This window comes from Pedobacter sp., from assembly GCF_965249885.1.
Classification (GTDB): Bacteria; Bacteroidota; Bacteroidia; order Sphingobacteriales; family Sphingobacteriaceae; genus Pedobacter.
In genome coordinates this window covers 3980312-3992784 of sequence record NZ_OZ252254.1, presented here as the reverse complement: position 1 = coordinate 3992784, position 12473 = coordinate 3980312, and the positions used below count along the sequence as shown (strand labels likewise).

Here is a 12473-nt window from a genome sequence, read left to right as displayed (position 1 = left end):
CTGAATTAAAAAGTAACATTTAAACCAAATGCATAAGCTCTGTAAAACGGATAAGCCTGCGAGTTTACTCCGTTGGGAACTTCTGGATCAAATACACTCAACACCTTTGTGCTTTCCCATAAATCTTGTCCCGAAAAATACACCCGTACATTTTGAACATATTTTCTGTTTAACGGAATTTTGTAACCTAACTGCAGGTTTTTTAATCGGATGTAACTTCCATTTTGCACCCATCTGTCAGATGGTCTATAGTTATGATCGCTGGTTTGATACATTCTTGGAAAAAAAGCATCTGGATTATCTGGCGTCCACCTGTCCATGTGGATTGACCAAGGCATATTAGCTGTTCCATTCAATGGCGAAAGCGTTTCCGTAGCAATCAGGAATGATCTTTTTAGAGTACCTTGAAAAGCAACAGAGAAATCAAACCCTTTCCAATTCATACCCAAATCGAAGCCATAAGAATATCTTGCACTCGTATTTCCAAGGTAAACCAAATCACCAGGATCTTCAGGGGTACCTTTGCCCGAGTTAATTACACCATCGCCATTCACATCAAGATATTTGATATCTCCTGCTTTTGGAGTTGGAAAAAACGGAATATTTACTTTTGACGCATAACTTGCCGCTTCTGCATCTGTTTGGAAAATACCTCCCGTTCTATAGCCCCACACAGAATTTAAAGGATAGCCCTCAATACCCTGTTGTACGCCACCATTACCTGGGATAATTTTGACACCATTAAAACTAATTAGCTTATTTTGATTGTCTGAAAAGTTTAAGCCTACATTGTAACCAAACGCTCCAACCTTATCTCTCCACCTTAAGTTAGTTTCCCAACCCCAGCTTTTTAAGGTGCCACCATTTACTTGTGGTACGCCAACGCCGATAATTGAAGGACGGTTAACGTTAATAAACATATTGATGTTACGATTTTCGTAAACTTCAAAAGCACCACTAAGCTTTTCCTTAAAGAATCCGAAATCTAAACCTAAATTGGCAGATTGTACAGTTTCCCAAGTTTTACCAATAGATGGCACTTGCGATTGATAGAAGTAGTTAGCTCTAGCTCCGTTCAACACCAAGGCGTTGCCACTAAGAAGAACTGGTATATAATCATAGTTTCCATTACCGCCTCCTACTGCATTACCCATGCGTCCCCATGAAGCTCTGATTTTCAAATTTGAAATGGCTTTGATATTATTTTTGATGAAGTTTTCCTCACTCACTCTCCATCCAGCGGATACCGATGGAAAGAAAGTCCACCTAACTGTTGGATCTAACCTTGAGCTACCATCGTAACGAAACGTTGCTTCTACTAAATATTTCTCTAAATAATTGTAATTAAATCTTCCAAAAAGCGAAGCAAATGCATATGTTTCAACATTGTCACTCGCAGTTTTATTTAAAGGATCAGCAAAGTTTAAGCTAAAAGTGTCGTTACTATACAGAGCTGTTGCGCCCGCAGTTGCCTCGTCTTTACGGTATTGCTCATAAGAAGCACCGCCCATCACTTTAAAATTATGATTTTTTGCTATTTGAAGATCATAATCAACCGTGGTTTGCAAGTTATCGTAGTAACCTCTGTTTTTAGTAATGGTAATTCCATTAGGAACATTTGCCGTAAAACGTGGTGCTTCAGCATTGCTCCTACCATACCAGTATAAGCTCCTTCTATCTTGCTCGTAGTTGTAAGCATCCTGATTGCGCCAAGCTATGGTATTAATTTGTAAGCCTTTGATAAAATTCCTAAACTTTAAATCTACCTTACCAGTGAAGCTCTCGTACATCTCTCTGGTGAAGCCTGCATTTTTTTCAATATCTACGGGATTAATCTGCAAATCGCCATTATACGGTTGACCGGTAGTATCTTCCGCAGGCGTATATAACGATTGGCGTGTCCTTACACGGTAAAGTGCATTCACAATCTGCCCGGTTGAAAATGAATTTGAGTTGGTAATTTGACCTATATAGCCAACAATAAAGCTAGCGTCAATGTATTTATTGATGGAACTATTTAGATTCAACTTAATATTATACCTAGAGTTATCATCAGGTCCATATCGTAATACACCATCGCTATTTTGAAAACCTGTAGACAATAGGTAATTCAACTCTTTGGTGCCACCGCCCACTGAAATAGAATGGTTTTGAGAATGATTCACTGTGCTCATCCCTGCTTTAATCCAATCTGTGTTATCAAAATATTCCCAACGATTGGAAGTTAAATTAGGTCGGTAGTTAAAATTTGGATTTTTTAACCATTCAATTTGCTCAGGTGTAAATTCCCTTGCACCAGTAGCATTAAAACGGGCTTCATCTATCAAAGTCTGTTCATCCCAAGAGTTTAGGCGCTCTGGTTGGCGTGCCGTAATGTTAAAGCTATAAAAGGAATTGACATTAATTTTCGTTTTGCCGCTCGTACTAGATTTTGTAGTTACCAAAACCACTCCACCTGCGGCTCTAGCACCATAAATAGCAGCAGCTGCAGCATCTTTTAAAAATGAAATGCTTTCGATATCATCCGGATTGATCAAGTTCAGATCCATCTGTATACCATCAACCAAAACTAATGCTCCAGTTCCATTGATTGAATTTGTACCTCTGATCCTTAAATTGTAGCCCTCTTTACCTGGCTGCCCACTGCCTCTAGTAATCACAACGCCCGGTACTTGCCCTTGTAGTGCAGCTGTGGCATTAGGCACTGGCCGATTTCGTAAATCATCTCCACTAATGGCGGTTACGGCACCAGTTAAATTTACTTTCTTTTGCGTTCCATAACCTACAACCACTACCTCATTCAGCCCCTTCGCATCTTCTTCTAGACTTACATTTAAAACGGTTTTACCATCAAGATTGATCTCTCTTTCTTTAAAACCAATACTTGTAAATACGATGACTGCATTTGCAGGTACATTTTTTAAAACAAATCGTCCGTCCGCATCTGTGCTAGTTGCTTGTTGAGTGCCCTTAACTCTTACACCCACACCTGGTAGTGGAATCCCTTTATCATCTTTAACTACCCCTGAAACATCCGCTCTGGATGCAAATACCTTGCTTGAATTTGTTGATAATTCTTTGCCGTTAGTAAAGGCTAAAACATCTAATTGCAGAATGATACACCAGAACAGTGTAAACATTATCTTCTGCAAAATCCTTTTTGATAGAATTTTACTCATACAGTTAATTTGGCTTTTATTGGTTATATGTCAATTTGTTTGACATTGTAAATATAGAGGAGTTATCTCGTTATTTGCAAGAAATAAAAACACGTAAATAACTGATAATTAAGTAATTATTTAAATTTTAATACGCTTTAATCACAAAAGTAAAAATGGATAACTAACTGATTTTATGCAATATATAACCGCATTGAAATTTATATTCAATACGCTTTAAACACATTAAAATTTTGATTAAAAAATTTACGAAAACGTTTGCGAAAAGTGGAGTTTTAAGGCTTATTTACACATTTTTCTCAAGCACCAACTTACTCCAACCTGATTTTCCGGAACCTTTAAGGCTTTTTTTCCTTTCGTCCATCACTTTTTTAACCTTAACTGCGTAGGCCCAACATGTACTTTGTCGAATTCCTAGTTTTTCGGATAGTTTATGGGAAGAAATAGCTCCTTTTGAATTGTACATTAAGTACACCAAATAAAAGGCCTTATTAATTGGAATACGGTTATTTTCGAAAATGGTAGCGTGTAACACTGATTCCTCGTAGGCGCATTTGGTGCAACGTCTGTTATAAGGTGCTTTACCATTACAATAGTTGGTATTTCCGCATTTTAGGCACGAATAACCTAACTCCCACTTCATCTCTGCTAGGAATTTATAACAAGATTCCTTATCCGGATATTTCTGACTGAACTCATCAAAATCCAACTCTGTGGCGTTCACGCGGTCGTTGGTAACTTTCTCAATATTGGTTTTGAGGTTGATATTATCCTTTTCCAACAACAGGTTCATTCTAGATATTTCTTCCGCTTGTTGTTGTAAAAGCTCATTTTTGTGTAACAGTTCATCGTTTTGCTGCTCAATGGTTACGTTCTGCTCCATTAAAGCCACCGCTTGCTGCTTAACTTCTCTGGTGCGCTGTTCCACCTTCGCTTCTAACTGCCGATTTAAATTGTCCTTCATTTCGGCATTTAGCTGCATTTGTTTGATAATTTGTTTTTGGGCATTTTCCTTTTTCCTTTTTAAAATGCGCACCTGATCGCCGATGGCAAATGAGAGGAAGATCATCTCCAAAAGAAAACCAAAACTTAAACTATAATAACCTAAAGCACCCGGAATATGCCGGGCATACCCTAAAATGTGTATAATCTTTATAATGAATCCTAAAAACAGAAATGAATAGCCCACCACAAAAAAACGAGCGGGTCTGTATTTCTTCTTCCATAAAATGTGAATACCTGTAATAAACCCAACAGAAAGTGGAATAAACTCTATAAACTTATATTTAAACCAATCAGGATTGTAAAATAAGCATACTAAAAAATACAATAGCCTCAATATCAAAATGAGGTTAATCAACTTGAAAAAAGTTGGTGCCTTTTGTTTTACATGTAGTAGTTCTTTCGTGAAAATCATCGCAAACGAACTGATACAAAACAAAGCTATACCATAGGCATATTCATTCCATACAGGATGTTGCGGCCACAAATATTGGTAGGCTATACCATCGATAGATACCTCGTAAAGTCCAACGCTCAAAATATAAAGGATGTAGTAAAGATACTGTCGGCGCCGAACTGCCAAATACATTAGTAAGTTGTGAAAACTAAAGATGAAGATCATCCCATAAAAAAGACCATAAGTAAGGTACTCCGTTAATCCATACTGGATAAATCGTTCTACGGTTCTAAATACGATGATGACGTTAACTTTGTCTTTAGATTTGACCTTAAAATAGTAATAGTACTCTCCCTTTTGAGTATTCTTAATTAAAAACTCGAAGTTTTTATGCTGAAACAAACGCTCCTTAAATGGTAGATCAGCTCCTGATTTGGCATGTACATAATTGCCATTGGTATCAGGAAAATAAGCGTCAATGTAATCGGTAACCTGATCAAAAAACTCAATAATGCTTGATTTATCTACATCATCTTCAAACTTTACCTTAATCCTGTACCAGTAGGTGGCATTTCTATTATAATTCTTCGGATAGTAATCGATGTTTGGAATAAATTTGTTTTGGTATGCCTTACTGGAAATGACATCAAAACTCAACTTGCCAGTGCTGTCCTCTAAAGCAACTACTTCTTTCGACTTAAAAATATGCTCATAACTATTTTTATTGAGCACAACTGTAGTTTGGCTATGTGCTGAAAAAAAACATAGTACGCAAACTAAGCTAGCTATATATCGGAACTGCATGAGTAAATTTCAATTGGTGAAGCAAGCACAAGCCTGCGTTTATTTGGCAAGGTTAAATATAAAAAAAATAGCCGATAGAAATCTATCAGCTATATCTTCGTATTTGAAAGTTTCTTTTAATTCTGGAAATGATAGAGAAACAGTACGTCGCCAGTAAATGCGGGTTTTGCTTCACCATCAATTTCAAGTACCATTGCAATACAAGCTTTGGTAACGCCCCTTAAGTTCAATATTGTTTTTAGGGTAGCCTTTAAACGTATTTGGCTATCTACCGTAACTGCTTGTCCAAACTTAAGTCCGTCGATGCCATAATTAATTTCCATCTTCAGATTACTGATCTGAGCAATTTGTTGCCACAAGTAAGGCACCAATGATAAAGTAAGGTAACCGTGGGCAATTGTTTTTTTAAACGGACTATCAACTGCGGCTTTTTCAGGGTTGGTATGAATCCATTGATGATCCAAGGTGGCATCAGCAAATTTATTGATTTGGTCTTGCCCAATTTTATACCATGGCGATATGCCTAGTTCCTTACCCAAGTAAGCGGCAAACTCATCATGACTACTAATCTTAATCATATATATTTGGTTATAATGTTACAATAAGCTCTTTATATCTGCAGGCGAGTAATTAATTGATTTAAGGGTTTTATCATCACCCTTGCGATAAACTAAAAACAGACCTTCAATTTCTTTATAATAAGCGTCAACATTATCTTTTTGTTTATAAAAGGCAATAGTTTCTTCTGCCTCCGCAACGGTTTTACAAGCTTTGCTCATATTCGAACGGTGTACCTCGTCAAATAGCGCCTTAAACTTACCGCCTAATCCAAATTCCAACACAGCTCCAGCTAAAACATACTGCAGATCGCAAAGTGCGTCCGCTACCTCTACCAAGTCATCATTATCTACAGCCTCTTGCAATTCCTTCAACTCTTCTGCAATTAAATCTATCCTTAATTTACTTCTTAGTTTAGATGGAATAGCTGCATCAGCTACTATGGGATGCTTAAAAGTTTGATGAAATTCCGCTACTTGACTTAGTGCATTTAAATCTTCCATAATTTGTAATATGATGCGAAGTTTTAACAAATTATGCTGATTTACAAATTTTATTATCAACACCAAACATCTGCTAAAATCTACTACTAACCAATAAGCGTTGAAGTGGTTTATTTTTTATCTTACCCACAACAAAACAGATTAATCAACTGATGTACAAGTATCTAAATTTCAATTTTTTAACCGAAATAAATTAATAAATCTAGAATTTTATTAAACAAAAGATTCGTAATTTTATATCCATAACTAAACCAAACTATACCATTGAAACACCATCTCAAACCTCAAGTCGTTAAACTCCTAAAATTTACTCGTCAAAAAACTTTATTTCTACTTACTATCACGTTTATTTTAACATTTTTTTGTTGTAAATCCCAAAAAGATGGAGAAGAAAGTGAACCATTAAATCCAAAGTTTCAGTCTTTGGATAGCCTAAATTTTCTAGGAAAATGGAAAGAAATAAATAAAATTTTAGATACGATTAAACCTACGCTCAAAAAGGGAGACATCAGAAATCTTACCTACTACTATTATTACAGAGGGTTAACTATAGACGATGATAGAGGCCGAAATCTTTATGCTGATTCTGCTTTAAATTTTTTCAAGCACATTGAGACACAAAAAAAATATCCAAACGCCTACATCAAAATCTTACTAATTAAAGGGTACGTATTCAAAAACATAAAACGTTACGATGAAGCCTTGGATTACTATCTCAAAATAAAATCCATTGTAGAAGCAATAGATCATAAGAACGAAATACGCAGCAAAGCCGAATATGGTGAATACATTCAAAATATTGCTAATATTTATTTTTATCAACGCCATTATAATGAGGCTGCAAGGTATTACAAAATGGCTTTTGAGATTTATAGCGCAGTAAAAGATTATAAGGTGCTTAATATTTTTTACCTCAAACAAGGCTCATTAAATAACGTGGGATATGCCTACGAAAAGGTAAATAGACTTGATGATGCCGAAGCTATTTATAGAAAAGGTTTGGCTTTATTGGAAGAAGAAAAAAAATTAGGTTTAGCAAAAATTTCGCAGATAAGCCAATCGCAAATAATGTATTTAGATAATCTTGGAGGTATACTTACCAAAAAGGGACAATTAACTACTGCACGCAAGTTATTAGAAAATGCATTACAAATTAATGCCTATAAACATGAACGAAGCAAAGTTACTGTGCATGAAAAATTGGCTATCGTTTATACTAAACTAAAGCTATACGATAAAGCTGAAAAGGCATTAAAAAATACAGAAAAGTTGATCATTGAATACCCTGTTAACAACTATTTTGTGAAGCCAAGGCTGGAAATGGCCAAAAGCAATTTTTTTCTGGCCAAAAAGGATTATCTGAATTCAAATAAACATCTCAACCGCTATGTTAAGTTGATTGATAGTATAAATAATGAAGAGGATGAAATGGCGAGAATAGATTTAGATTCCAAATACCAGATTATACAGGTAAAACAAGATATGGAATTTCTTGAGCAGTCCAATGAGCATAAAAGCATGTATTTGATTTTTGCGAGTATTTTTATTGTGATGCTTATACCTATCATATTACTAGCTCAAAAAAGTGCCAAACAGGCAAAAAAAGCAAAGCTTGAGGCTGACAAGCATAGTAAAGAACTGGAAAAAGTAATCGCAAAACTCGAAGACAAAAACAAGGATTATGCTAAAATGATGAAAGTGATGGCGCATGACCTAAAAAACCCACTTAGTGGTATGGTAGTTATTGCGCATCTATTATTGACAGAGGATCATTTCAACGATGAAGAAAGAGAAATGCTAGAATTAATTGTCACCTCAGGAGAAAACATGGTTGAGATGATTGACCAACTACTTAAATCTGGACTTGCAATTGAAAATGAAGTAATAACTAAAGAAAAAATCGATATCAGACAACTTCTTAGGCAATGTACCGAGCTGCTACATTACAAGGCCAACGATAAAGATCAACGACTGTCTTTCGTAAGTCACGGTAATGCAGAAATTATGGCAAGCAGGGAAAAAATATGGAGAGTATTCAATAACCTCATTGTGAACTCAATTAAGTTTAGTCCCGAAGGAACACAAATTAAAGTGGTATTAGAGAAACTTGGCAGCGCTATAAGGGTATCCGTAGCCGACCAAGGCATCGGTGTTGATGAAAAAGACCGTGAAAAAATATTTGAAATGTTTACCGAAGCTAAAAGACCAGGCACTGCTGGTGAGCAGCCATTTGGCATTGGCCTGTCAATTTCAAAGCAAATTATCGAAAGCCATAATGGCAAAATATGGCTTAAAGATAATCCCGGCGGCGGAACAATTTTTTACGTAGAATTGCCTATTTAGCTTAAATAGTCAGCTTGTTGGTTTAATAAATCACGATACTTATTGAATATCGCAGTTTTAGACACCATGCCAACGTAGGAACCGTAGGCATCAACCACGGGCAGTAGCCAAACATTTTCCCGTTCCATTTGCTGCAAAACCGATTTCAAATCAGCACTCACCACTATTGGGCTTACCTGCTGAATCAAATCTTTCAGCTGTAGCTCTTCTCGTTGCCGTTGTAACAAATGTTCAAGCACCATTTCGATGTAAATGATGCCTTTTAATTTACCATCACTAGCCACAACGGGTATCACATTACGTTTGGATTTTAGCACAGCCGATAAGCTATCCTGCAATAATTCATCTTCACTTAAAACTAAGTAGTTTCGTTCTACCAAGTGCTTTAGCTTCATCATGTTAAGCACGGTAGTATCTTTATCCGAATGATGCGAAAGTTCCCCCCTCTCAGCCAAAGCTTTGGTGTATATCGAATACTTACTCACACTTCTGTTGATCAAATAGGCAATTGCCGTAGTGATCATCAAGGGTACCATCAGCACATATCCACCGGTAATTTCGGCAATTAGGAATATTCCCGTTAGCGGCGCATGCATCAGCGACCCTAAAGCGGCAGCCATTCCAGCTACAATAAAATTGGAAGTATTTACCTGAGCTAAGCCAGATACATTGATGCAATAAGCCACAATAAAGCCTAACAATCCACCAATAATCAAACTCGGCGCAAATGTACCTCCATTGCCCCCGGCCGAAAGTGTGATCAATGTTGCTACCGATTTAAGCATAACTGTAGCAATGGTAAAACCAATAACCACCAACGGAATATGACTAAATTCCGAAAAAATACTATTGTTAATTACCGAATTGTAATCGCCTTTAAGCAAATTGTTAATTGTAATGTAGCCCTCGCCGTACAACGTAGGAAATAGGAAAATCAATAACCCCAGCAACAAACCCCCAACAGCAATTTTATGATAAGGATTTTTGATTTTATAGAATGCTCCTTTGATGCCATTATTTACCTTCCCAAAGTAAATAGAGTACAATCCTACCAATATTGCAAGTATGATATAAAAACCTAAAGCCTTAATTTGCCAGCCTTCCGTTACTAAAAAGAAAAGCTGCTCATTGTAAAACAAACGGGCCACCACAGCAGCTGTAGCGGTTGATAACAATAATGGAATAAAAGCTGGAATAGTGAACTCTGGCAAAAGAATTTCAATGGCAAATACGATGCCCGCTATTGGACTATTAAACGCTCCAGCAATACCCGATGCCGCTCCGCAGGCCAACAACAAGGTGGTCTCTCTGTAATTTAACCCCAAAAACCGCCCTAAGGTTGATCCAATTGACGCACCGCTTGTTGCAATTGGTGCTTCTAAGCCGGTTGAACCGCCGAAACCCACTGTAATGGCGGCAGTAATAATTTGCGAATAACTGTTATGAGGCTCTACTTTACTGGATTTTTTGGAGATAGTATAAAGTAAAGGCGTTAAACCTGTTTCGAATTTGCCTTTTTTAATGAAACGACGTACATAAATTACAGAGAGTAAAATACCAATAGCAGGAAAAAGCAAATACAGATAATACTTGTATTGCCACTGTAAATCGGTTTGTAAAAAATGTTCAATTTTGTGGGTGATACCTTTTAATAACGAGGCTGCCAAACCGGCTAACACACCAACAATAATCGCCGCAATGATCAGGAAATTCTTGTTCGAAATTTTGCTTTGCCTGTACTGATTAATCTGGTCAACAAAATTTACGAACTTGATATACATAAGGCTTAAAGAATTTTTAAAGATTACTTATCGAATTTCTCCAACAACTTAAGCAGCGTTGCGAAATCTTTGGGATAAGGCGCTTCAACTAAGATCTCATTTCCATCAACCCCTTTAAACGTAATTTGTTTGGCGTGCAGTGCAAAACGTTTCATTATAGGCTGTTCTTCTTCGTCAGTTAAACGATAACCACGCTTAATTTTCGATAGAAACACCGGTTTTCCCCTATACATGGTATCGCCACAAATAGCGGCACGTTGTGTAGCCAAGTGTATCCTAATTTGGTGCATTCTGCCAGTAACCGGCTTGCATTCCACTAAAGTATAATGCTTAAAGTAGCTAATAGAATTGAAATAAGTTTCTGCTCTTTTACCTTCCTGCCTATCAATAGTCACGTTTTTATTGCCATCATTCAAAATTGGCAAGTCCACAAATAAATCGTCAAACTGAAACTGCCCATCAACAATTGCATGGTAAATCTTACTCACTTTTCTTTTTTCAAATTGAATGGACAGGTTCCTGTACGCTTCTGGATTTTTAGCAATTACGATAGCTCCGGACGTTTCCTTATCCAACCTGTGACAAATTTGCGCATCATCAGTATATTGCCTCGCTAAGCGCAAAATATTAATTTCTCCAGCGCCCGCTGCACCACGTTCATCCAACGAAGCCACAAATGGCGGTTTGTTAACTACAATATAATCGTCGTTTTCAAAAAGTATGAGGTCTTTAAAATTAGGATATTTCAACTGCGGTAAGAATTTAAAGCTGCAAAAATACAAATACATTTACAAAATCGACTGTATAATTGCCAATTGATAAGTCTTTGTAGCGCAATATTTGCTTCACTTCGCAAAATGCAGTCCTGCTATCCGCCTTTACTCCCCTAGTCCAACCGCCAATTCCAACGCTCGGGGCGGTACCGGCTACTATCAGGGCTATTTAACGAAGCGCTGTTTCTTATCGCTTTCAAATTAGCGATACCTACAATAATGCTAATTCTCTTCCAGCAGTGCTTGTTTAGTAGCTTTTAGCTTGCCCTTTTCATCATCGCTCAACACTGGAAACTTCAAGTTCATCTGCTCTAGTGTCTCTGCAATCACCTGGCTCACAGCCAATCTAGCGTACCACTTTTTATCAGCAGGAATCACATACCAAGGCGCATAATCGGTTGAAGTTTCATTAATCGCATCTTCATAAGCGTTCATGTACTTGTCCCAAAAAGCTCGCTCATTAACATCGTTAGACGAAAATTTCCAATTCTTAGCCGGGTTTTCTATCCTTTTTAAAAATCTCTTCTTTTGCTCATCTTTAGAAACATGCAAAAAAAACTTCAATATTGTAATACCATTTTCGGACAAATGTTGCTCAAAATTGCGGATACTTTCATATCTACGCTTCCAAAACTGCTTGTCAATTTTATCTATCTGATCGTAATTCGGCAAACGTTCGTTTAACACATATTCTGGATGCACTTTGCACACCAATACACTTTCGTAATGCGAACGATTATGTATTCCTATTCTACCTCTTTCGGGTAAAGCTTTGTAATGTCGCCATAAAAAGTCGTGGTCATACTCTTCGGTAGTTGGTGTTTTAAAACTAAAAACTTGGCACCCCTGCGGATTCAGCCCCGACATTACATGCTCAATGGTGCTATCCTTTCCAGCAGCATCCATCGCTTGAAAAATAATCAACAAAGCATTAGAATTTGCTGCATAAAAAACTTCCTGAAATTGATCTAAGTTCTCTTTTACTATGGCAAGTTCCACCTTACCAGTCTGTTTTTCCAAATGTCCTTTATAAGCGGTATCGAAATTTTTGAGCTTAATTTTTTCACCAGTTTTAACGCGGTATTTAATAGTATTTGTTTTCATTTAAGATGTATTTAAAGCATAAGGCTATA

8 protein-coding genes are annotated in these 12473 nt (G+C 36.9%); 1 reads left to right on the top strand and 7 read right to left on the bottom strand.

Going from position 1 to position 12473, the window contains the following annotated elements; genetic code table 11:
• Window positions 1–5: 5 nt before the first annotated feature.
• The 4 genes from ACY2A0_RS16810 to ACY2A0_RS16795 form a co-directional block, all read right to left on the bottom strand.
• Window positions 6–3179 (bottom strand): SusC/RagA family TonB-linked outer membrane protein, encoded by a 3174-nt coding sequence (locus ACY2A0_RS16810; protein WP_461790537.1) that lies wholly within the window; start codon window positions 3177–3179, stop codon window positions 6–8.
• A gap of 286 nt (window positions 3180–3465) precedes the next feature.
• Entirely contained in the window at window positions 3466–5310 is a 1845-nt protein-coding gene (locus ACY2A0_RS16805; RefSeq protein WP_461791710.1) for a 7TM diverse intracellular signaling domain-containing protein, read from the bottom strand.
• Window positions 5311–5498: 188 nt separating this feature from the next.
• On the bottom strand, window positions 5499–5960 hold the full coding sequence (locus ACY2A0_RS16800) for a MaoC family dehydratase (RefSeq protein ID WP_461790535.1): 462 nt from the start codon (window positions 5958–5960) through the stop codon (window positions 5499–5501).
• Between the two features lie 18 nt (window positions 5961–5978).
• Window positions 5979–6443: a pyrophosphohydrolase domain-containing protein gene (locus tag ACY2A0_RS16795; RefSeq protein WP_461790534.1), complete on the bottom strand. Its 465-nt coding sequence runs from the start codon at window positions 6441–6443 to the stop codon at window positions 5979–5981.
• A 423-nt stretch (window positions 6444–6866) separates the two neighbouring features.
• On the opposite strand from ACY2A0_RS16795, the gene ACY2A0_RS16790 reads away from it, so the two are divergent.
• Window positions 6867–8786: a tetratricopeptide repeat-containing sensor histidine kinase gene (locus tag ACY2A0_RS16790; protein WP_461790533.1), complete on the top strand. Its 1920-nt coding sequence runs from the start codon at window positions 6867–6869 to the stop codon at window positions 8784–8786.
• On the opposite strand, the gene ACY2A0_RS16785 is transcribed toward ACY2A0_RS16790, so the two are convergent.
• The 3 genes from ACY2A0_RS16785 to ACY2A0_RS16775 all read right to left on the bottom strand — a co-directional run bounded on the left by ACY2A0_RS16785 (window position 8783) and on the right by ACY2A0_RS16775 (window position 12444).
• Window positions 8783–10567, bottom strand: coding sequence for a chloride channel protein (locus ACY2A0_RS16785; RefSeq protein WP_461790532.1), 1785 nt, complete (start codon window positions 10565–10567; stop codon window positions 8783–8785). The genes ACY2A0_RS16790 and ACY2A0_RS16785 overlap by 4 nt on opposite strands.
• A 23-nt stretch (window positions 10568–10590) precedes the next feature.
• Complete coding sequence (locus ACY2A0_RS16780; protein WP_461790531.1) at window positions 10591–11316, bottom strand: RluA family pseudouridine synthase; 726 nt, start codon at window positions 11314–11316, stop codon at window positions 10591–10593.
• A gap of 246 nt (window positions 11317–11562) precedes the next feature.
• Window positions 11563–12444 (bottom strand): polyphosphate kinase 2 family protein, encoded by an 882-nt coding sequence (locus tag ACY2A0_RS16775; protein WP_461790530.1) that lies wholly within the window; start codon window positions 12442–12444, stop codon window positions 11563–11565.
• Between the last annotated feature and the right edge of the window lie 29 nt (window positions 12445–12473).

Excerpts from the sequence above, each read along its gene's own strand:
- ACY2A0_RS16810 (WP_461790537.1), bottom strand. The coding sequence starts at position 3,179 with ATGAGTAAAATTCTATCAAAAAGGATTTTGCAGAAGATAATGTTTACA.
- ACY2A0_RS16800 (WP_461790535.1), bottom strand. The coding sequence starts at position 5,960 with ATGATTAAGATTAGTAGTCATGATGAGTTTGCCGCTTACTTGGGTAAG.
- ACY2A0_RS16795 (WP_461790534.1), bottom strand. The coding sequence starts at position 6,443 with ATGGAAGATTTAAATGCACTAAGTCAAGTAGCGGAATTTCATCAAACT.
- ACY2A0_RS16785 (WP_461790532.1), bottom strand. The coding sequence starts at position 10,567 with ATGTATATCAAGTTCGTAAATTTTGTTGACCAGATTAATCAGTACAGG.
- ACY2A0_RS16775 (WP_461790530.1), bottom strand. The coding sequence starts at position 12,444 with ATGAAAACAAATACTATTAAATACCGCGTTAAAACTGGTGAAAAAATT.